General features: G+C 43.9%; 11 protein-coding genes. 10 read left to right on the plus strand and 1 reads right to left on the minus strand.

The window, feature by feature from the left end:
- Nucleotides 1–2 precede the first annotated feature (2 nt).
- The gene (locus tag D0T87_RS12005; protein ID WP_163175374.1) at nt 3–854 is read left to right on the plus strand and encodes an NAD(P)H-binding protein; all 852 of its coding nucleotides are present in this window, start codon (nt 3–5) and stop codon (nt 852–854) included.
- A gap of 31 nt (nt 855–885) precedes the next feature.
- Here the strand turns inward: D0T87_RS12005 and D0T87_RS12010 are convergent, their stop codons facing one another.
- Nucleotides 886–1,683 (minus strand): inositol monophosphatase family protein, encoded by a 798-nt coding sequence (locus D0T87_RS12010; RefSeq protein WP_163175375.1) that lies wholly within the window; start codon nt 1,681–1,683, stop codon nt 886–888.
- A 609-nt stretch (nt 1,684–2,292) separates the two neighbouring features.
- On the opposite strand from D0T87_RS12010, the gene D0T87_RS12015 reads away from it, so the two are divergent.
- From D0T87_RS12015 to D0T87_RS12055, 9 genes are all read left to right on the plus strand, one after another.
- A complete protein-coding gene (locus tag D0T87_RS12015) occupies nt 2,293–4,701 on the plus strand; it encodes a glycoside hydrolase N-terminal domain-containing protein (RefSeq protein ID WP_163175376.1) in 2,409 nt (802 codons plus the stop codon).
- A gap of 344 nt (nt 4,702–5,045) precedes the next feature.
- Nucleotides 5,046–9,074 (plus strand): two-component regulator propeller domain-containing protein, encoded by a 4,029-nt coding sequence (locus D0T87_RS12020; protein WP_163175377.1) that lies wholly within the window; start codon nt 5,046–5,048, stop codon nt 9,072–9,074.
- Between the two features lie 212 nt (nt 9,075–9,286).
- Nucleotides 9,287–11,305: an alpha-galactosidase gene (locus tag D0T87_RS12025; RefSeq protein ID WP_163175378.1), complete on the plus strand. Its 2,019-nt coding sequence runs from the start codon at nt 9,287–9,289 to the stop codon at nt 11,303–11,305.
- 211 nt (nt 11,306–11,516) lie between these two features.
- Complete coding sequence (locus D0T87_RS12030; RefSeq protein ID WP_163175379.1) at nt 11,517–14,567, plus strand: TonB-dependent receptor; 3,051 nt, start codon at nt 11,517–11,519, stop codon at nt 14,565–14,567.
- A 46-nt stretch (nt 14,568–14,613) separates the two neighbouring features.
- Nucleotides 14,614–16,239, plus strand: coding sequence for a RagB/SusD family nutrient uptake outer membrane protein (locus D0T87_RS12035; protein ID WP_163175380.1), 1,626 nt, complete (start codon nt 14,614–14,616; stop codon nt 16,237–16,239).
- 504 nt (nt 16,240–16,743) lie between these two features.
- Nucleotides 16,744–17,775, plus strand: coding sequence for an aldose epimerase family protein (locus D0T87_RS12040; RefSeq protein WP_163175381.1), 1,032 nt, complete (start codon nt 16,744–16,746; stop codon nt 17,773–17,775).
- 40 nt (nt 17,776–17,815) lie between these two features.
- Nucleotides 17,816–19,771 carry a sialate O-acetylesterase gene (locus tag D0T87_RS12045; protein WP_163175382.1) on the plus strand — a complete coding sequence of 652 codons (1,956 nt, stop codon included), beginning with the start codon at nt 17,816–17,818 and terminating at the stop codon, nt 19,769–19,771.
- Nucleotides 19,772–19,994: 223 nt separating this feature from the next.
- Complete coding sequence (locus tag D0T87_RS12050) at nt 19,995–22,151, plus strand: alpha-galactosidase (protein WP_163175383.1); 2,157 nt, start codon at nt 19,995–19,997, stop codon at nt 22,149–22,151.
- 581 nt (nt 22,152–22,732) lie between these two features.
- Entirely contained in the window at nt 22,733–23,668 is a 936-nt protein-coding gene (locus D0T87_RS12055) for a UDP-glucuronic acid decarboxylase family protein (RefSeq protein WP_163175384.1), read from the plus strand.
- The last annotated feature ends 3 nt before the right edge of the window (nt 23,669–23,671 follow it).

A 23,671-nucleotide genomic window follows, 5' to 3' on the forward strand; every position in this document is an offset into this window, starting at 1 on the left:
ATATGAATATAGTTGTAGGAGCTAGTGGACGGGTGGGAATGGCACTTGTAAAAGAGCTTAATAAAAGAGAGATGCCCGTTACCGCAGTTATAAGAGATGCCGATAAAGCAAAGATGTTTAGTAGCGACACAGAAGTGTGTATTGCCGATGTTTTTGATGTGGATGCTTTAACGAAGGCTTTCAAGGGTGCACATTCTGTTTTTCTTTTGACTCCGGAAAGCATGCATTCGGAAAATGTGATGGAAGATGCTGAGAAAGTAATTGCGAATTATCGGAAAGCCATTATGAAAACGGGGGTCAAACGAATTGTCGGTTTGTCGTCTATGGGAGCACAGCTTGGGGAGGGAAGCGGAAATCTCTTCATTTCGTATAAACTGGAAAGAGCTTTTGCCGATCTTCCGGTGCAGGCAACTTTTATTCGTCCGGCTTATTATTATAGTAACTGGATTGGTTACGTGGAGGTAGCGCGGGAATATGGTGTACTTCCTACTTTCTTCGATCCCAGTCAGAAAATAGCTATGGTTTCGCCTGGCGACGTAGCAGAATTTGCTGCAATCGTTATGCGTAGCGAAGCTTTGTCGGCCCCGGTATATGAGATTACAGGCCCGGTAGCTTATAGCTCGGCTGATGTGGCACAAATCTTTGGCGAGTACCTGAACCGGGAGGTAATTCCTCAACAGATACCCCGTGAACAATGGATTCCGACTTTAACAGGTGTCGGTTTCTCTGCTGACGCCGCACATAATATGGCGTTAATGACTGAAACGGTAGTTAATACCGTTGTCTTTGGCGAAAAACCGGAAAACCTGATTGTCTGGAATACGGAGATGAAAGAATATCTTGCCAATCTGTGATATATGTACTAATCCGTTCTTTCTTTGGATATTAGTAAATGGTACTGTTGTTATCAAGTAATACGGTCCTGAACTCTTCATGTATTATCTCATTGGATGCTATAATGTGATGAGTACCTGCCATCTTTTCGCCTCCGGTAAAATCAGTAACCTTTCCGCCTGCTTCGCGTACGATGATAACTCCTGCCGCATAGTCCCATATTTTGAGGTAGGCTTCTCCCCAGGCATCATATCTTCCGGCAGCTACATAACAGAGGGCAGTGGCCGCTGATCCACAGATACGTATGCTTGATACTTTGCCGTATAATTGATTGAATGCATTTAATATGACAGGCTTGTACTTCTCTGTTTCGTAAGGTAATTCAAGACCAATGAAAGCTTTTTCCATAGGGTTATCCGAGACATGGATGAGGTGTTCGTTCAGGTAAGCGCCACCACCTTTCCAGGCATAAAAGCATTCGTTTCTACAGACTTCGTAGACTACGCCAAGCAGAATATCCTCGCCTTCGCGGAGGGCAATACTCACACAATAAGGGGGGAAATCTTGTATGAAGTTTGTTGTGCCGTCCAGAGGGTCGATCACCCAATTAAGTCCGGTGTTAGATTGCTCGATTGTACCTTCTTCTGTGATGAATCCGGCTTCGGGCAACAGGGCGGATAATGCTTTTACTGTCATCTTCTCTGCTTCACGATCCACGTAAGAAACGTAATCATGGTCGCGTTTTTCAAGAACGTTTTCTTTTTTGAATAATTTTCGTTCGGAAGAGAGGTATATGCCGGTATCTGTGGCAATGCGGCAAACTTGAAGTGTTATTTGTTTTAAATCCATGTATTCTTGTAATCATTAAGTAATGATACAAAAATACATGTTTTTATTTGAAGTTTCTTTATTCTGCATTTTCTTTTAGCCACTTTAACCGGCGTTGATAAAATCAATATGGGAAGACGAGATCTTTAGTAGAATACATCCTGATGACCTGATGGACAAGTATTTGAGTGAAACAATTAAAGTGTATATTTGCTGTGTTGATTTGAATTTGTATAGCTATTTATGCTTTATTTTATCGTATTTTAAACATTCAGATAGTTTATTTCGTGAATTAGAATCTTATGGATTTTTGCAAACATGATTCTTTTGCCATTTTTTCTTCCCTTTCTGCCCTGAGCCCGGAATTTGCGATTACAGTTCCACTCTATTATCAAAATGTCATTTCTATCACTTTGTTTATACTTTCATCCAATGCACTTATTCATATTTACTTTTACCTGTTCTGTTTTTATAGTTGATTTGATGCAAGTATTAAAACAGATTGTGCTTTTGGGGCATGTTTGCCCCATCTGTTTCAATTATAGACGCATTTGTGCATTTCTCTGGCTCCTTTTTAGGATATTTTTGACCCTTAAATCAATATCTAACTTTAATTATTAAAGCGTTGACATGAGAAACATCAAATGTATTAGTTCTTTTGGGCTGGCTGTTGCCCTGCTCTTTTCCGGTTGCCAGGAAGTAAAGGATAGCGGGCAGGCAATGGAACTCTGGTATCAACAACCGGCAAACGAATGGATGGAATCGTTACCCATCGGCAATGGCCGTCTGGGAGCCATGATTTATGGAGGCGTTCAGGAAGAAACCATCTCGCTGAATGAATCGACGATGTGGTCCGGCGAATATAATGAGAATCAGAACAAGCCTTTTGGCCGTAAAAAGCTGGATGAACTGCGTCAATTATTCTTTGCAGGAAAACTCTCCGAAGGTAACCGGGTTGCAGCAGAAAATATGAACGGTCAGCAAACCACATTTGGAACCCATCTGCCTATCGGAGACTTGAAGATACATTCTGATTACCCAACAAGTGAAGTAACCCATTACCGCAGATCATTAAGCCTGGACGAAGCCATCAGTAAAGTCAGTTTCACCATAGGCGATGTTCAGTATGAACGCGAATATTTTGCAACGAATCCCGATGGCGTCCTTGTACTCCGTTTCTCGGCTAGTAAACCAAAAGCAATCACTATGGGACTCTCTTTGGACTTGTTACGCCAGGCAGATATAACTACAAATAATAACCAGTTGATGTTCGCCGGAAAGGTCGATTTTCCGCTACATGGTAAAGGTGGCGTAAGCTTTGACGGACGCATTGCTGTCATAACCGATAATGGTTCCATCGGAGTGGATGGTACACACATACAGATCAGCGAAGCAGATGCAGTAACCCTGATTGTTGACGTACGTACGGACTACAAAAGCCCTGAATTTAAAAACATCTGTGCAGAAACAGTCCGCAAGGCAGAAACCAAAACCTATACCTCTCTTCGCGATGCCCATGTAAAAGACTATGCCTCCTTGTTTGATCGTGTAGAACTTAAACTCGGTAACACAGGTAAAGACACCACCCCAACCGATGTTCGCTGGAAAAATGTAAAAGACGGAGGTACAGATACTTATCTCAATACATTGGCTTTCCAGTACGGACGTTATCTGACGATTGCCAGTTCCCGTGAAGACTCTCCGCTACCTATCGCTTTGCAAGGCTTCTTTAATGACAACCAGGCGTGCAACATGGGGTGGACAAACGACTATCATTTAGATATTAATACCGAACAAAACTACTGGCTTTCTAATGTCGGTAACCTGGCAGAATGCAATAAACCCCTTTTCGATTATATCAAAGACCTGTCCATTCATGGAGCTAAAACTGCCGAGGTAGTATATGGCTGTAAAGGATGGACAGCTCATACCACAGCCAATGTTTGGGGATATACTCCCTCTTCGGGCAGTGTTATCTGGGGATTATTCCCTACAGCCAGTTCATGGCTCGCCACTCATCTGTGGACCCAATATGAATATACACAAGATAAAGAATACCTGGCCAATGTAGCTTATCCGTTACTGAAGAGTAATGCAGAATTCCTGTTAGATTATATGGTGGAAAACCCGGAGAATGGCTATTTGATGTCAGGACCAAGCATCTCGCCCGAAAACTGGTTCAAAGTGAATGGCGAGGAATTGGTTGCATCCATGATGCCCGCTTGTGACCGTCAGTTAGCTTATGAAATCTTCTCAACTTGTATTCAATCGGCCGATATTCTGGGTATAGATGCAACATTCAGTGACAGCCTGCAACAGGCATTGGCAAAACTTCCTCCCATTCAGATCCGTGCCAATGGTGCTGTACGCGAGTGGTTTGAAGATTACGATGAAGCACTTCCCAACCATCGGCATACCTCACATCTGCTGGCCCTGTATCCTTTCTCTCAAATTACGCTGGAAAAGACACCCGAACTGGCCGCGGCAGCACGCCGGACAATCGAAGATCGCCTGTCTGCTAAAGACTGGGAAGACACCGAATGGAGCCGTGCCAATATGATTTGCTTCTATGCCCGCCTGAAAGACCCTGTTGAGGCGTATAAAAGCGTGAATCAACTACAAGGCAAGTTATCCCGTGAGAATCTGTTTACAATCTCACCGGGAGGGATAGCAGGTGCTCCCAATGATATTTTTGCATTCGATGGTAATACGGCAGGTCCGGCAGGAATGGCCGAAATGCTGGTACAATGCCATGAAGGCTATGTAGAGTTCTTGCCCTGTTTGCCACAAGAGTGGAAAGATGGTAGCTTTAAAGGATTGTGCATACGAGGTGGGGCAGAGGTTGCTGCCGATTGGAAGAACGCTGTAATCAATCTCGCTTCTCTGAAAGCAACTGTCGATAACCAATTTACAATAAAGGTTCCTCAAGGAAAGAAATATACGATTACCTTGAACGGACAGCGCTTGGAAAGTGCTCCGGATGCAAACGGATTACTTGTCCTGGCCATGAAAAAGAATGATTTGCTGGAAATTAGATAGGCAATCGAGTGATTCGTGTGTTTTACCTGCCATTCTCAATCGGATTGAGAGTGGTAGGTTTTACGTTTATCAGTAGTATACATTTTTGTTCAATAAACGTTCGATTAAAGAACTGTAAAAAATAGAATAACTATGAGTATAAGAACAATCTTCAATAGATTATCAGGATAGAATAAAGATTAGTATCGTAAAGTATATTAGTAAGTTAGAATTCCTTTAGTGAAATAATCAGTGACTTTTTGTTTATTTCCCTTAACAAGTTATCTTTGTGTTATTAATCGAACGTTTATTAATCAAGCCTTGAGTGCAGTGCCTTACTGCCGCTATCTAATATAGAGTTTACTATGAATAAGCCAATAACAACACTATTCTTTCTCTGTCTTGTATTATTTTGCCGTGCTGCCGACATTGGCACATCGCACTACTACTTTTCCCATATTTCGGGCGAAAACGGATTATCGCAGAGTAACGTTAAAACCATTCTTCAAGACAGTTACGGCTTTATGTGGTTCGGAACAAAAAACGGATTGAACCGTTACGATGGTACCTCCATTATACAAAAAGACTGTAATGATTATGTGGCAGGAACCGGAAACCACAATATCTCCACCCTGTTCGAAGATAAAGACAGGCAGATCTGGGTAGGAACAGACCGGGGCGTTTACCTCTATGATCCGGCTTTAGATATATTTACGGTGGTAAATCTGAAAACTAAAGATGGAATAGGTATGGATAATTGGGTGGCTAATATCGTGGCAGATTCCATCGGTAATATTTGGGTTGTAATTCCCGATCAGGGCGTCTTCCGGTATAAGGATGGCGCACTTTTTTATTATGAGGTAACCAATAGAGATAATTTTAAGACCGAAGTTCCCGAATGGGTACATGTACGTGCCAATGGCGAAGTGTGGGTAGCAACCTGGGGAGTCGGGCTTTTTAAATATAATGAAAAGACAGATCGTTTCGAACAACACATCGATGCTAAAGATGGTTACTCCCTGCGTGGCAAGAATATCAATGCCATTTGCGACTATGGCGATTGGATTGCCATAGCCATTCACGAAGGTGAAGTGATGAAATATCATCCCGAATCAAACCGGTTGGCAAAGATAAATCTACCGGAAGCCAGTAAGACGTTTATACGCAATGTGATGTGCTTTGATGATGAATTGTGGGTCGGTACACACGATGGCTTATTTATTATAAATGAAAGCAAAAATCAAACCGTCCATCTACAGCAGGATTTAATGCGTCCTTTTAGTCTGTCGGATAGGATTATCTATACAATGTATAGAGATAGGGAAGGAGGTATTTGGTTGGGAACCATGTTTGGCGGTGTCAATTATCTGCCTCATCATAATTTATCATTTAATAAGTATGTACCAGGCAGTGATGCAAGTTCGTTGACTACCAAACGGATACGCGAAATTGTGACCGATGCGGATGGAAACATCTGGATTGGCACAGAAGATGATGGCATCAATGTACTTGACATCACTACCGGAAAGGTTAGCCAGGTGAGGTGCAATGATCAAGGTGAGAGCCACCTGGTTACACTTGCTATGTTTGCACAAGGCGATTATGTGTATTGCGGATTATTCAAACAGGGCCTGGATGTTATTCATGTCCCTACCCGGAAAGTCACCTATTATACAGCCGAACAATTAGGTCTGGCCGAGGGAAGTATATATAGTTTTTATATTGATAGTAAAGGATTTCGTTGGATCGGTACAGGTTGGGGACTCTATAAAGCCGAGCCCAATTCATTCGCTTTCAAGAACGTGAAAGAAACCGGCTACGATTGGATATTCGATGCTTTTGAAGATAAAGATGGAGTGATTTGGTTTGCCTCTATGGGTAGTGGAGTCTGGAAACATGATCCGAAAGATAACTCATTCAAGAAATACGATTATATTGAAGGTGAGGAGAATAAGCTCGGTTCCAATTCTATCAGTTCGATAATGCAGGACAGTAACGGTAGGATATGGGCATCAACCGACCGTGGAGGTCTTTGTCGCTATAACCCTCAAACAGACGATTTTACAAACTTTTCAATAAAAGACGGACTGCCGGACGATGTGACCTATAAGGTGTTGGAAGACGATCGCGGCGAACTATGGTTTGGAACAAACAGAGGTTTGGTTCGCTTTAACCCGGATACGAAGTATGTACAGACGTACACTACAAAAGATGGCTTATTAGGAAATCAGTTTAACTATAAGTCGGCATTGAAAGGTAAAGACGGTAAGTTTTACTTTGGCGGAATAGAAGGATTGATTGCATTTGATCCGAATTCCACTCAGTATATGAACTATGTTGCTCCGATCTATATATCTAAGTTTAGTATTTATAATCAGGAGATAACCGTACATGCTCCTAATTCGCCATTGAAACAATGCATTACCCATACAGATAAGATTGTGTTGCCTTATAATCAGTCTAACCTGAGCTTTGATGTTGCACTGCTTAATTATTCCACCTCTGAGTCCAATCAATACTATTATAAGATGGAACCCCTGGATAAAGATTGGATTAAAGCCGCAAGTAATCAGAACATCTCGTACGCCAAACTACCACCAGGCGATTATATCTTTAAGGTTCAGGCCACGAATGGTCCGAACGGAGCGCTTTCCTCCCGTTCGTTGAATGTCGTTATTCTTCCACCCTGGTGGCTGTCTGTTTGGGCTTATTTTGTTTATGTGATATGCGGCTTTTGTATTTTGCTTTGCTGGTTCCTTTGGTATAAACGCCGTAAGGACAGGCAGATGGAAGAACAACAAAAGTTATTTGAGATAGAAAAAGAAAAAGAACTATACGAGTCTAAAGTGAGCTTCTTTACAGAGATTGCTCATGAAATCCGCACACCACTTACGTTGATTAATGGTCCGTTAGAAACCATCCAGGAGATGGAAATCCGGGATGCGGCTTTAAATAAGAATCTATCCGTAATCGGGCAAAACACCAAGCGGTTGCTTGACTTGGCCGGACAGTTGCTTGATTTCCAGAAGATTGGTGCGCATAAGTTCGATATGAAGTTTGAAAGTATAGATGTGACTGCATTGCTGAATGAAACCGTAGCCCGTTTCGAGCCAACCATCTTACAAAAGAAGAAAGAACTACTTCTGAACATTCCTGAAGAAAGCGTTGTAGCCGCGATTGATAAAGAAGCAATCACTAAGATTCTGAGTAATCTCTTAAATAATGCATTAAAATATGCCCGCCACACCATTCTCGTAGAGTTGGTTAAAGACGAAACCACGTTTACCGTTCGTGTGGTGAGCGATGGCGAACGGATTGCACTTGATGCCAGTCAGCAAATCTTTGAACCTTTCTATCAGATGGACAAGAAAAAAGAAACCCGTCAGGGAGTGGGGATTGGCTTGCCGTTGGCCCGTTCTCTGGCAGCTTTACATAAAGGTACACTTTATCTGGATACCGAACAGCGGGAAAACACATTTGTCCTGACTATCCCATTAAATAAAGAAGGTGTTCAGCAGGAAATCGAGAAAACGGTGCAGCAAAATGTAGTGGTATTGGATGAAGAAACTTCCGTAGAGAACGATAATATGAAAGGCTATACCATATTGTTGGTGGAAGATAACGAAGAGATGCTTTCTTTTATTCTAAATCGCCTGAAAGAACAATTTACCGTAGAGACGGCAGTGAATGGAGAAGAAGCGCTCGAAGTCTTACGGAATAACTATATTGATCTGGTAGTCAGTGATATTATGATGCCGGTGATGAATGGCTACGAACTGTGCAAGGAAATGAAATCGGATATGGAACTCTGTCACATCCCCCTTATTTTCCTAACGGCCAAGAATGATTTAGATAGCAAGATCAATGGTTTAAAGATAGGAGCAGAGGCTTATGTTGAAAAGCCTTTCTCCTATAATTACCTGAAAACACAAATCCTTTCTTTATTGAGTAACCGCAAGAAAGAACGTGAAGCATTCTCTAAACGCCCGTTCTTCCCGGTCAATAATATGCAGATGAACAAGGCGGATGAAGAATTTATGAACAAAGTAATCCAGGTAATCCAGGATAACATTACAGACGACAACTTTAATGTAGAACGTATGGCCGATATACTTCACATGAGTCGTTCCAGTTTGTTGCGCAAAATCAAGATATTGTTTAACCTTTCTCCTATTGATTTTATACGATTGATCCGTTTGAAGAAAGCTGCCGAACTGATTCAGGAAGGTAAATACCGCATCGGCGATATCTGTTATATGGTGGGAATTAATTCTTCTTCTTATTTCAGTAAGTTATTCCTCAAACAATTCGGAGTGACGCCCAAAGAATTTGAGAAACAGAACCAAACTAACATGCAAAAGAATAAAATAGACTTGGGTATATCACCTCGCTGATAAAACAATTGCATCAAAAAATGCAGCATTTGCATTAATGCGTTAGTCGCAAATGCTGCGTGCTTCAATCTTCTTATTTATTGCTGAGTTTACGTCTAAACCGGTTATCAGGTATTTCTACTTTTGCTACCATGAAAGGCGGCAACATGCTGCTACGAGGTTCCCTCGCTTTCACTGTGGTATATGCCACTAACCGGATAAATTATAATATTATGGGAAATAACAAGTCTATTCTCAGTGCGTTTGGTATATGCGCGTTGGCTATTACAAGTATTACATTTTCGGGATGTGAGTCTAATGATCTGGATGCAGGAACCTGGTCTTTATCTTATGATGCAAAGTCAAACGGCATTGATATCCGTAAAAGTAATAAGCTTATTTATGATGATATATATGCTTCATATAAGCTGACAGACGAGATCATTTATAGCCGGGATTACTCCAAACCGACTATTATAAAAGAATCAATAAAAGATGCCTTCGGCGAAGGATTCCTTTTTCAGGCAATCTATACTAAAAACGATCTGCCTAAACTAACCCAGTCTTTTTATGTATATCCCGATAAGGATTATGTGTTGACGGATTTTACGCTGGAAGATAAAGCAGAAATAGCCTCCAACTACATGGCGCCTGTCAATGTAGATCGTATGCCGGAGGTATTGGCAGAGAATGGTACCAGCCGTGCACTGTTTGTACCGTTCGACAATGATAAATGGATCAGATACCAATCTCATCCGTTAGATTTCAACAGCCTGACCAGCTATGAAGTAACTGCTATATTTAATAATGAAGATCGTGATGCACTGGTTGTCGGTTCGGTAGAACACGATAACTGGAAAACAGGTATAACAATAGGTAAAGGTAATATATATAATGTGGGTTCGTTGGTTTGCTTTGGTGGCGTTGCCGACGAACTGACTCGCGATTCAAAGCCACACGGCGCTTTAAAAGGAAACAAGCTGAAATCACCAAAAGTTTTGTTAGGTTACTTTGCAGACTGGCGTAAAGGGTTAGAAGAATACGCCGATGTAAATGCTGTGATAGCCCCTCCCAAAGCATGGGATAAAGCTGTTCCGTTTGGATGGAACAGCTGGGGGGTGCTACAGTTTAGCCTCACTTACCCAAAGGCGATGGAAGTTTCCGATTACTTTAAGAACAACCTACAGAATAATCATTTTGTGAATCCTGATCAGACTGTATATGTCGGCCTTGATTCCGGTTGGAACAGTTTCTCGGAAGAAGAACTGAAGTCTTTCGTGGACCGTTGCAAAGCCAACGGACAAGTGGCCGGTGTGTACTGGACTCCGTTTACGGATTGGGGTAGAAACCCGGAACGCGAAATCAAAGAGGCACCCGAATACAAATACAAAGACGTATATCTCTACGCTAATGGTAAACCACAGGAACTGGACGGAGCTTATGCTGTCGATCCTACTCATCCGGCTATAGAAACAATGATGAAGCATTTTTCCGAATTGTTCCGCCGTGCAGGATTTGAGTATGTAAAGATGGACTTCATGACGCATGGAGCCATGGAGGCAGATAAATGGTATAATCCATCCATTGAAACCGGTATTCAGGGATACAATTACGGAATGCAGTTATTGAATAAGTATTTCGGTGATATGTACCTTAACCTTTCTATCTCTCCGGTGTTCCCGGCCCATTATGCGCAATCCCGCCGAATTGCCTGCGACGCATGGAATAAAATCAAGGATACGGAATATACATTGAATGCGACCTCTTATGGTTGGTGGCAGGATAGGGTATATGTGTATAATGATGCCGACCATATTGTTCTCCGCGATGCGACGGAAGGGGAGAACAGAGCCCGCATCACTTCGGCAGTGATTACCGGTATTTATATCACCGGTGATGATTATAGTGCAGGAGGATCAAAAGAAGGTAAAGAACGTTCGGAGAAGTTCCTGACCAATGCAGAGGTGAACCGTGTTGCCACAGGTGTTGCGTTCCGTCCGGTAGAAGGGAACGGCCAGAATTCGGAGAACCAGTTCGTTCGTTTCGATGCAGATGGTACTTGCTACCTGGCGGTATTCAACTACTCGGACAAAGAACAGTCGCTGGCATTGTCAATGAGCCGTTTGGGGTTGGATGAGAACAGTTCTTACCAACTGCGCGAACTATGGCAAGGTGCAGAAAGAACCGTATCAAAGACATTGGATGTGCAGATTCCTGCGAAGGACGCTGTATTGTTCAGGATTACAAATTAATTCAGGATCAATAAACTGTAGGGGCGGTTCGCGAACCGCCCGATAACAAACAGAAGCGCTAACCCTATAACTTGGGCGGTTCGCGAACCGCCCCTACAGTAAACCAACATATTAGTGAATTTAGGGCAAAAGAGAAAAAGAAGGATAACAACGAACGATTGATCTAATCGAGGAATCAGTACTATTTAAACATGTTAAACTAAAAACAATTATGAGAAAAATTAGGCTAATCAATTTGCTCCTCATTATGTTTTGCTGCTGTAAACTGATGGCGCAGGACATGACAGTTACCGGAAAGATAGTTGATGCTAGTGCAGAGCCCATTATTGGTGCCAGTGTACAGGTGAAGGGTACCAGCAAAGGTACAATCAGCGACTTTGACGGAAACTTTTCACTTCAAATTGTAAGAGGAGATATGTTACAGATCTCTTACATTGGGTATACAACGCAAGAAATCAGAGTTACGGATAACAAGTCTTTACGAATTGTTATGTCGGAAGATGCGGAAATACTGGATGAGGTAATCATCGTAGGTACTTCCATGAAGAAGAGTGACTTAACAGGTGCAGTAGCGAGTGTAAATTCCAAGACCTTACAGGAAAGACCTGTAACCAACGTTAACCAGGCATTGCAAGGTCGCGTAGCGGGTGTGTTGATCTCCCAACCTACACGTCCTACTGACGATGCTTCAATCAAGATTCGTGGTATCAATACCATTAATGGTTCTACCGATCCTATCTATGTAATTGATGGTATGGTAATGGATAACACCTTTTCCGGTTTCAATGCCGTTAACCTGAACGACGTAGCTTCTATTGAGGTATTGAAAGATGCTTCGGCCACAGCTCTTTACGGTTCGCGCGGTTCGAACGGGGTAGTGGTTATTACGACTAAGAAGGGTAAAAAAGGCGAAGGACAGGTTACTTACGATGGTTGGATCGGCTTCCAGACGTATGCCAAAACACCTAACATGATGGATACCCGCCAGACATTTGAACTTCGTAAAGAAGCTCATGTGAATGGATTTGTACAAAAGAACCCAACGGGCGATGTAGATGCTTACATCAGAGATGTAGTGATGGGATCTAACACTGTATTTGCCGATTATGAGTTTGATGCTTATAACAATAATCAAACTTCCGATTGGTTGGATGCAGTGAGCCGTACAGGTGTTCAGCACAACCATGTGGTAAGTTTCTCTAATGGTACGGATAAAGGCACCTATTACCTCAGCTTTGGTTATATGGATAATAAAGGTGTTATTGAGAAGTCTGAACAAAAGAAATATACAGGACGCATCAATGCCGACCAACAAATCAAACCTTGGTTGAAGGTAGGTACCAATACATCGTTTACCCGTACGGAAGATACAATGGTAGACGACGGTGTGATGAACCGTGCACGTTTTGCCAACCCGATGTTTGCGGTGAACGAAGATGTTCTGACACTCGACTGGCAAGGACGCTTTGACGAAAACAACTTCAACCCGATCCGTTCGTTGAAGATAGACAACGACAGAGTGTACAATCGTTTGATGAGTTCTAACTACATCAACATTAATCCGATAGAAGGATTGAACTTCCGTTCTACTTTCTCGGTTGACTATGCGCAGAAGCAAGTCAATAAGTATACTCCTACTGATGTGTATGAAGCAGTACGTTATCATTCGGATGGTGAAGCTAAGGATAACCGCGATACACGCACCGTTTGGCAATGGGATAACTCTTTATCTTATGATATGACTTTTGGCAAACACCGCATCAATGCCATGCTGGGTACCAGTGCTACGCGTAACAACTTCTCTTATATCAATGCTACGACTACCGGTTATGGTTCTGACTTGTTCGGCTATCACAACCTGGGTGCAGGCTATAAAAAAGATAAGCGCGAGATAAGTACCGTTTGGACCGAAGCAACATTGCTTTCGTACATTGCACGTGCCAATTATAGCTTTGCCGGAAAGTATATGATTACGGCAACTGCCCGTTACGACGGCTCTTCGAAGTTTGCTAAAGGCGAACAATGGGGGATTTTCCCATCCGTATCGGCAGCCTGGAACATAGCAGAAGAAAAGTTCATGGCCAACCAGAATATTTTTGACCAGTTGAAACTGCGTGTAGGTTTTGGTGTGGTAGGTAACCAGGATATTGACGACTTTGCTTATCTGTCGCTTTACAATCCCGAAGCTACGGTAAGAGAGGACGGAAGTTACGAATACCAATTTGTATCTAACGGACGCCGGGCTACTCCCAAAATCAGTTGGGAAAAGCAACAGCAATGGAACCTTGGGGTAGACATGGCCTTCTGGAACAACCGCATCAATTTCTCTGTAGACGCTTTCTTGATTAAGAATAAAGACCTGTTGATGAAGCACTCGCTGGCTACAACTACAGGATACAAAGAAACCATCGAGAACATTGGAGCTATTGAAAATAAAGGTCTTGAGTTTGCTTTGAATGCAAATGTGTTGAAAACCCAAGACTGGAACTGGAATGTATCGGCCACATTGTCTTTAGATAAGAATAAGGTGACTAAGTTGTATGGATCGACTGGTGTTGTTTACAATGTAGATGGCGACCGTAATATCCAAAGAGATGGAAACCTTTTTGTAGGCGAATCGCGTAACACGCTTTATATGTGGAGAACAGGCGGCATTGCGCAGGCATCTGATATGGCTTATCTGAATACAATTAACTGGAATGGTTATAATGTGAATCCGGGCGACCTTTACCCGTTGGATAATGGAGATGGTTCGCTGGATCAGAACGACCGTGTAGTAATTGGTTCTACCGATCCGAAGTTCTATGGTGGTTTTGCTACCGATTTGTCGTGGAAGGGACTTGCTTTGAATGCGGTATTCACTTATTCGTATGGAGCCAAGAAACACAGCCCGTTGTATGAAAGTCTGATCAGCAGTTCGGGCCTAAGCAGGGCATCAACCGATTTGACAGATCGTTGGACACCCGAGAATACAAGCGCTGAATTCCCACGTGTAATAGCCGGAGTTGACTATAACCGTTATGGTGTAGGTAGCATGGACTTTGCTATACAGAAAGCATCTTTCCTTCGTCTGTCTGCTTTGACACTGTCTTATAATCTTCCGAAGAAAGTACTGGACTCTATGAAAGTGAATAACCTGCGCGTGTATGCAACAGGAAGTAACCTGTTCTGCCTGACCAGCTATAAAGGTTATGATCCTGAAACTGGCGATTGGTATCCTCCAACACGTATGTGGACACTTGGTGTGAACCTGGCATTCTAATGAGAAGAAGGACATGTGAATTAGTAAAACTTTAAAAAGGAATACAATGAAAAAAGGAATTAAATATACAGCTTATGCAATGGCCCTGTCCATTGCGATGAGTGCCACTTCTTGTTCGGACTTCCTGGAGGTGAATCCCACGGGATCGCTTACTGAGGAACAGGCGTTTGAGAAGATTGAATACATCGAGCCTTTGGTATTAGGTTTGTATAAGAGCTACCGGGGTTGTAAAACCGGACGTAACGGATTGATGCCTTATTTGGGAACGGACGAAACCCAACAAGGTAATTACCAGTTGATATCTTCGGGCGACCAGGCGGGTATGGATAAGTATAACGGACAGTTGAGCCCAACCTCTCAGCAGGTGGCTGCCATTTGGAATAACCGTTGGCCGGTAGTGGTTTCGGCAGCTAAGGTGGTGTATGCATTGAGCATGACAACAGAAGACCCGAAACGTGCCGGGCAGTTACTGGGAGAGGCATCTTTTGTTCGCGGACTGTTGATGTTTGAATTGTCTATGCATTGGGGTAAAATACCTATCGTAGATATTGCGCGCGACGAAGAACTGGGCGGTAAGATCCAACCGCTGGCCGATGTATGGGAAGCGATTATAAATGATTTCAAGAAAGCGACCGAAACCCTTCCAACGTCATACAGCGGTGAGCCACAGCGTGCTACCGTGGGTGCTGCATGGGCTATGTTGGGTAAGGCTTATATGGCTGCTCCGGAAGAAACGGGTCTTCGCGATTTTGCTAAAGCTAAGGCATGTTTCGAGGAAGTCGACAAATTAGGTTATATCTTGCTGGACGACTTTGCCGATTTGTATGATTACAACAAGCCGAATTCGAAGGAAGCGCTGTTTGAACTACAGTATACAAATAAGGACCCGAACTACTGGCAGTGGGATACAGGCTCGCGCGCTGTTTGCGACTGGTTTGGCGGTGAAGGAACTTACTTCGGCGGATGGGATTTCCTTGTACCCACTCCTTTTGCTTACAAAACGGTAGAAGAAGGTGGAATCTGGGAAGAGGGCGATACCCGTAGCGAGATATCTATCCGGTATAACTTTGATTATTATACCAATCTGTACTCGGGCGATGAGAAAGTATTCGAATGGGTTACTCCCGATATGTCGAAAACGACATGGACCGGTACTACCGATGAGCTTGATCCGCACATTAAGAAGTTCGAAGACTATCGTACCGATAGATTCTCGGGTCTGGGCATCAATAGTATGTATTATACAGGTAAGAATCATCCGTTTATCCGTTATGCCGATGTTGTTTTGCTGCACGCCGAGTGTATGAACGAATTGGGACAAACGGCAACGGCTGTAAACCTGGTGAATGATAAGATTCGTACCCGCGCCTGGGCTGGCAAGCTGCCCGATGAGATGAAGTGGAAAACTTCAATGTCTAAGGAAGAGTTCCGCGAAAAGATCATGGACGAACGTATGCGCGAACTCTGTTTCGAAGGCTGGCGTCGTATCGACCTGGTTCGTACGGGCATGTTTGTGAAGTTGGTGAAGGAACGTAACCGTTGGGCAAAAGAATCGGGCACGATTCAGGAGTTCCACAAGCTTTATCCGATTCCGGATATGGAAATCAAAACCAATGAAGCATTCTCGCCCGAAGATCAAAACCCGGGTTATATACAGAGCACAGGTAAATAAAAGAATGGAAATGTAGGGGCGGTTCGCGAACCGCCCTTTTAATACAAAGTTACTGGTTATCTGTGGGCGGTTCACGAACCGCCCCTACAGGTAACCATTTGTCAATTTGATATTTTCACTCTTTCAGAATGTCTTGTTTGTGGCCAAACGTGTTGCCATATCATGCAACCAGAGAAAAACAGGCGATTTTTGTTTAGGATTATAGGCTTTCTTTGAAATGAAACCGGTATTTTTGCCGGATACCATAGGCATTTGGGTCAAATGCAATAAGAACTCCACTCGGATTCAATAAGAACTTCATCCGAATACAATAAGAGTTCGGCCCAAGTTCCATAAGAATTCGGGCTTAATCCTTATAGAACATGTGGATTTTACCGGAATTCGCGCCTTAAATACCTTCCGGTTGGAGCTGGTTGAAGAAATGATGATTTGGAAAATTAACCTAATGGTTGACAAATAATAAAATAAACCTTGTTTTAGTGTCAAATAGTCAAACGGAATAACATGAAAGTAACGCACCAGATAAGTACATATACAGCTAAGGGTGAACCTATTCACGTTTTCAGGATAACAAACCCTTCGGGGGCTTATGTGGAATTGACCAACTGGGGTGCCCGGTGGGTCACAGCCATGGTTCCCGATCGGAACGGGCAATTAGCTAATGTATTGGTTGGCTATGACGACCTCGACTCATATCTTACGGACCCTTATTATATGGGCGCTGTTGTCGGTCGGTTTGCCAACCGTATATCTGGTGCTTCTTTCACGCTCGATAGGATCACCTATCGGTTGGAACCTAATGACGGACGAAACACCAATCACGGTGGTTTCTCCGGCTTCCACCAAAAACTCTGGCAGTGGGAAGTATTGCCCACAGGCGTTCGTTTCTCGCTGCTCTCGCCCCATAACGAGGGGGGCTATCCGGGCAATATCCGGATTACGGTAGATTATACGTGGAACGACAACAATGAACTGACCATTCACTACGGTGCTACAACAGACCGTGCCACATATCTTAACCTGACGAATCACGCCTACTTCAATCTGAGTGGCACCAGTCAGAAAATAACCGGTCATAAGCTCTTCATCCCCACCGAATGGATGTTGGACACGACCCCCGAATTTATTCCTACGGGAGATATCATCGACATTTCCGGAACCATTTTCGATTTTACCTCCCCCAAACCCATTGGGCAGGATTTGTATGCCGACCATCCGCAAATCCGCTGGAATAAGGGGTACAACCATTGTTATGTATTGAAAAAAGCGGCATCCCCCGACATGAAATGTGCCGCACGCCTTTCCGATTCGAATACCGGAAGGCAGTTAACCGTCGAAACTGATCTTCCTGCCGTACTTGTGTACACGGCAGGATATTACAAATATCCCGATACAGGTGTATGCCTGGAAACGCAGTATTTCCCGGATACTCCATCGCACCCGCATTTCCCTTCCTGCTTGTTACAACCGGGAGAGGAGTATAATAATCAGACGATATATAGGTTTAATAGCAAAGTTTCACCATCAGATTCATAATACAGCGCAGCCAAAAGTATAAACCAAAACAATCCATATCATGAGAAAATTATTCATCCTACTCCTGTTATCCGTAGCCTGCCTATCCAGTGCCGGCGCCAAAGTAGTGCTCCCAGCCTATTTCACCGATAACATGATCCTGCAACAAAACACCCAGGTAACCTTTCACGGTACGGCAACCCCGGGAAAACCCTTAACCCTCAAAGCCTCGTGGAACAACGAAACCTACGAAACGCGCACCGGAGCAGACGGTTCCTGGCGCATCCCGGTACCCACTCTCGCCGCAGGTGGCCCATACACCATCACCATTAACGACGGAAAAAAGCTCCAGCTAAACAACATATTAATAGGAGAGGTGTGGTTCTGTTCCGGCCAGTCCAATATGGAAATGCCCATAGCCGGTTGGGGCAAAGTGATGAACTACGAAAAAGAAATCGCCGAAGCCAACTACCCCTCCATACGCCTGTTCCAGGTAAAGAAGAACACCTCTGTATCTCCCTTGCAAACCCTCGAAGCCAATATGGGCGGATGGCAGGAATGTTCCCCCGCATCGGTTCCCGAATTCTCTTCCGTAGCTTACTTCTACGCCCGCATGCTGTGGAATGAACTCGGCATCCCCATCGGAGTTATTGACAGCACCTGGGGAGGAACCCCTGCCGAAGCATGGACCAGCTACGAAACACTAAAAGACATACTTGGCTTCCAGACCGAAGCCGGTCTACTACAAAAAAACGGCTTCGACAAAGCAAAAATGCACGAAGCCTACACCGCAGAAAGAGCCCAATGGGAATCCCTATTCAAACAAGGAGACGAAGGTTTCAATGGCGATGCCCCACAGTGGGCAAACCCAACGCTCGACGCAAACCAATGGAAAGCCATGAACCTGCCCGGACTCTGGGAAGATAAAGGTCTTAACAACTTCGACGGCGTTGTCTGGTTCCGCAAAACAATAGAGATTCCGTCCAACTGGGCCGGTAAAGCCATCCAACTAAGCCTGGCGATGATCGACGATGAAGACATTACCTACTTCAATGGCGTAGAAATAGCCAGAGGATCAGGCTATACCACCCCTCGCCGTTACACCATTCCGGCCAACCTGGTTAAACCCGGCCAATCCGTACTCACCGTACGCGTTTCCGACTTTGGAGGCGGGGGAGGCATTCATGGCGAACCCGCCGAACTGTATGCCGAAGTAAACGGAAAACGCATATCATTGGCAGGCGACTGGAAGTATAATATCGGATTGTCCATGGCAAACTTCCCCGCGCCACCCATCTCGCCAACCGCAAGTTCAAGCTACCCAACCGTTCTTTATAACGCTATGGTACATCCGCTGACCCAATTCCCCGTACAAGGCGCCATCTGGTACCAAGGCGAAGCCAACGTCGGACGTGCCCATCAGTACGCCGACCTGTTCCCAGCTATGATTGCCGACTGGCGCAAGCAGTGGGGTTCCAACCTCTCCTTCTACTTCGTTCAACTTGCCAACTACCTCGAAAGGAAACCCATACAACCCGATTCCGAATGGGCAGCCTTGCGCGAAGCGCAAACCCGTGCCCTGCACCTGGAAGGTACAGGCATGGCCGTAACCATTGATGTTGGCGAAGCCCACGACATCCACCCCAAAAATAAACAGGAAGTAGGGCGCCGTTTGGCTCTTGCCGCTCTTGCCCATACGTATGGTAAAAAGATCGTAAGTTCAGGTCCCCTCTATCAATCCTATACTATTGAAGGTAATCAGGTTAAGATCCGCTTTACCCATGCGCAAAACGGATTGAAAGCCAACGGAACTTCCGTGAAAGGCTTCACCATGGCCGGAGCCGACCATAAATTCTATCCGGCACAAGCCACCATCGAAGGAGAAACGGTAGTCGTCTATGCTCCCGAAGTCTCCATTCCGTTGGCCGTCCGGTATGGTTGGGCGGATAACCCGGATTGTAATTTGTACAATCAGGATGGACTTCCGGCCTCACCCTTCCGTACAGACGCCTGGTAAGGCTTTATTTAGTGCAATCGTTATAAAATATGGTGCATATCTACTATGATTTGTAGGTCTGTTAGCCCTAATTTTGTGCCAGTTAGAATGTTATTATGTCATATCGGAACGCAGATTAACGCAGATTAGCGCAGATTAAATGTAATAATCAGTTAGTCATTAAATAAATATAATAATCTGCGTTAATCCGCGTTAATCTGCGTTTCAAAAACAATTAAATATCATGAAAGGAAAAGTACTCTTTTTACTCTGTTTCTTATGCATATCCGTTGCAATGAAAGCCGCCGACAACCCGGTAATCAAGATCAGCACAGATAATGTAGACCTTATTTATAAGGTGGCCGATAATGGCCGTTTACATCAAAGCTACCTGGGCAAGCACCTGAACCATGCCTCGGATATCGCCTACCTTCCTTTGGGAACAGAAGCCTATCTCACCAACGGCATGGAAGACTATTTCGAACCCGCTATCCACATACTGCATAACGATGGTAACCCTTCTTTATTATTAAAGTATATCAACCATACGGAAAACCAGGTATCGACAGGCGTAAAAGAAACCATTATCACCCTACAGGACGATAAATACCCCGTTACCGTAAAGCTGCACTACGTGGCATACAGCAAAGAAAACCTGATCAAAACCTTTACGGAGATCAGCCACATGGAGAAGAAACCCGTTACACTCTACAAATATGCTTCTTCTATGTTGCACTTTAACCGCAGTAAATACATCCTGACCGAGTTCTCCGGCGATTGGGCCACCGAAGCGCATATGAAAGATGTACCTCTGGAATTCGGTAAGAAAATCGTAGATACCAAACTGGGAAGCCGTGCCAACATGTTCGCTTCGCCTTTCTTCCAACTGGCCCTTGATGGCAAAGCCTGCGAAAACAGCGGCGAAGTCATCGCCGGAACCATCGGTTGGACCGGTAACTTTGCTTTCACTTTCGAAGTAGATAACAAGAACGAACTCCGTGTAATCTCAAGTATCAACCCTTATGCTTCGGAGTATAGCCTGAAACCCAACGACGTGTTCCGCACGCCCGATTTCTATTTCACCTATAGCTTCAACGGTAAAGGACAAGCCAGTCGTAACTTTCACGATTGGGCGCGCAAATACCAGGTGAAGGATGGCGATAAAGACCGTATGACCCTCTTGAATAACTGGGAAGCAACCTACTTCGATTTCAACCAGGAGAAACTCGTTGAACTCATGGATGATGCCGTTGAACTGGGCGTAGATATGTTCTTATTGGACGATGGCTGGTTTGCCAACAAATACCCACGCCACAGCGACACCCAAGGACTGGGCGACTGGGATGTAACGGCCGATAAACTTCCCAAAGGAATCAGTTACTTAACCGAAACCGCAAAGAACAAAGGCATCAAATTCGGTCTGTGGATCGAACCCGAAATGGTAAACCCCAAAAGCGTTTTGTACGAAAAGCATAAAGACTGGGTCATCCACCTGCCTAACCGTGACGAATATTACTTCCGCAACCAAATGGTGCTCGACCTGAGCAACCCTAAAGTACAGGATTTCGTATTCAGCGTAGTGGATGATCTGATGACTCAGAACCCCGATATCGCTTTCTTCAAATGGGATTGCAACAGCCCCATCACCAATATCTATTCGGCATACCTGAAAGAAAAACAATCACACCTTTATATTGACTACGTACGCGGACTTTATAACGTATTGGAGCGTGTGAAAGCCAAATATCCTAATCTCCCTATGATGCTTTGCTCCGGAGGTGGAGGCCGTTCGGACTACGAAGCCTTGAAATACTTCACCGAATTCTGGCCTAGCGATAATACCGATCCTATCGAACGTCTGTTCATTCAATGGGGATACTCACAGGTCTTCCCGGCCAAAACCATGTGTGCCCACGTTACTACCTGGAACAAGAATGCCAGCATCAAGTTCCGTACCGAAGTGGCTATGATGTGCAAGCTCGGTTTCGACATCAAACTGGATGATATGAATAAGAATGAAGAACAGTACTGCAAAGATGCTGTCAAAAACTACAATCGCCTGAAACCCATTATTCTTGAAGGTGATATGTATCGCCTCGTATCTCCATACGGAAGCAACCATACATCAACCATGTTTGTGGGCAAAGATAACAGCAAGGCTGTAGTTTTCTCATTCGATGTGCATCCACGCTATGCAGAAAAGACCCTGCCTATCCGTTTGCAAGGACTTGACGCGAACAAGAAATACCGCGTGAAGGAAATAAACCTGATGCCGGGAGCAAATTCATCCCTGCCGGGCAACGATAAACTATTCTCAGGAGAATTCCTGATGACCGTAGGTATCCCAGCCTTCACTACACAACAACTACACAGCCGCGTAATTGAAGTAGTAGCTGAGTAACCCTATCCCTTTGGGAGTTTTACACAACCTCTGAAACCGACGGCAAGGGAGAAGAGAGCGATGTCTTTTCATTCCTTTCCATCCCGTTTTGATGTAAATGATTAGCTGTAGGGGCGGTTCGCGAACCGCCCGAAAATGGTTTCCTGTGTATTCTGGGCATTGGGCGGTTCGCGAACCGCCCCTACAGTAAATCCCTTCCTTTCCAACCCATTATACGCCAATCCTTCAATAAAGCCTATAACAACTAAACAATTCAACCCGCTTTTCGGATTGCCTCGCTTTCTGAGGCAGCTTCTTCGTGCACGAAAATACTTGTATCTTCGAACCTCTAATTGTATTTAATATATATTTATAAATAGAGAGTAAAACAAGACAGATGATTATTTTTACATTGAAAGTATAGATAATCCGGTTTATTACACTTTCAATTTGATATAAGTAGGCTTTTAGAACGGATCTCCTTCTTTTCTTGCAAATATGTTTCCCGAATACTTGCGTAATTTATCCAAAACTTCTACATTTGCCCAATCTTGATTAGAAGATGAGGCGACACATCTTTGGAGGAATAATAAAATTATTACATGAAAAGAATTTTAGTTAGTGGAGGAGCTGGGTTTATTGGGTCACATCTTTGTTTTAGGTTAGTCAATGAAGGGCATGAAGTTATTTGCTTAGATAACTTTTTCACTGGAAGCAAAGAGAATGTCCAACACTTGCTTGACTATGATAATTTCGAATTAGTTCGTCATGATGTGTCCAATCCATACTCAGCAGAAGTAGATGAGATTTATAATCTAGCCTGTCCGGCATCGCCAATACAGTATCAGGTAGATCCTATTCAAACGATAAAAACATCGGTAATGGGGGCTATCAATATGTTAGGTCTGGCCAACAGGGTGAAAGCTAAGATATTACAAGCGTCAACAAGCGAAGTTTATGGTGACCCGATTATACATCCGCAACCGGAATGCTATTGGGGAAATGTAAATCCGGTGGGTTATCGTTCATGCTATGATGAGGGAAAGCGTTGTGCTGAAACCTTATTCATGGATTATCACCGCCAGAACAATGTTAAGATTAAAATAATACGCATTTTTAATACATACGGTCCACAGATGTTACCGAATGACGGGCGAGTGGTTTCTAACTTTATTGTTCAGGCATTGAGAAATGAAGATATTACCATTTATGGGTCTGGTACTCAAACCCGTAGCTTTCAGTATGTAGACGACCTGATCGAAGGTATGACACGCATGATGGCTACAGGCGATGATTTTACAGGACCGGTAAACATTGGTAATCCCGGAGAATTCTCTATTCTGGAATTGGCAGAGAAGGTAATAGCTATGACCGGCTCAAAATCTCATATCGTATTTAGACCACTCCCACACGATGATCCGAAACAAAGGCAACCGAATATTACTTTAGCAAAAGAAAAGTTAAACTGGCAACCTACAGTAGTACTGGATGCAGGACTGCAGAAAACAATCGATTACTTTAAACAAATTATAAAATAGAGA

This window comes from Bacteroides sp. 51 (assembly GCF_010500965.1).
GTDB lineage: Bacteria > Bacteroidota > Bacteroidia > Bacteroidales > Bacteroidaceae > Bacteroides.

Bases quoted from the DNA above. Each gene is read 5' to 3' on its own strand.
- D0T87_RS12005 (WP_163175374.1), top strand. From the start codon at position 3: ATGAATATAGTTGTAGGAGCTAGTGGACGGGTGGGAATGGCACTTGTA.
- D0T87_RS12010 (WP_163175375.1), bottom strand. From the start codon at position 1,683: ATGGATTTAAAACAAATAACACTTCAAGTTTGCCGCATTGCCACAGAT.
- D0T87_RS12015 (WP_163175376.1), top strand. From the start codon at position 2,293: ATGAGAAACATCAAATGTATTAGTTCTTTTGGGCTGGCTGTTGCCCTG.
- D0T87_RS12020 (WP_163175377.1), top strand. From the start codon at position 5,046: ATGAATAAGCCAATAACAACACTATTCTTTCTCTGTCTTGTATTATTT.
- D0T87_RS12025 (WP_163175378.1), top strand. From the start codon at position 9,287: ATGGGAAATAACAAGTCTATTCTCAGTGCGTTTGGTATATGCGCGTTG.
- D0T87_RS12030 (WP_163175379.1), top strand. From the start codon at position 11,517: ATGAGAAAAATTAGGCTAATCAATTTGCTCCTCATTATGTTTTGCTGC.
- D0T87_RS12035 (WP_163175380.1), top strand. From the start codon at position 14,614: ATGAAAAAAGGAATTAAATATACAGCTTATGCAATGGCCCTGTCCATT.
- D0T87_RS12040 (WP_163175381.1), top strand. From the start codon at position 16,744: ATGAAAGTAACGCACCAGATAAGTACATATACAGCTAAGGGTGAACCT.
- D0T87_RS12045 (WP_163175382.1), top strand. From the start codon at position 17,816: ATGAGAAAATTATTCATCCTACTCCTGTTATCCGTAGCCTGCCTATCC.
- D0T87_RS12050 (WP_163175383.1), top strand. From the start codon at position 19,995: ATGAAAGGAAAAGTACTCTTTTTACTCTGTTTCTTATGCATATCCGTT.
- D0T87_RS12055 (WP_163175384.1), top strand. From the start codon at position 22,733: ATGAAAAGAATTTTAGTTAGTGGAGGAGCTGGGTTTATTGGGTCACAT.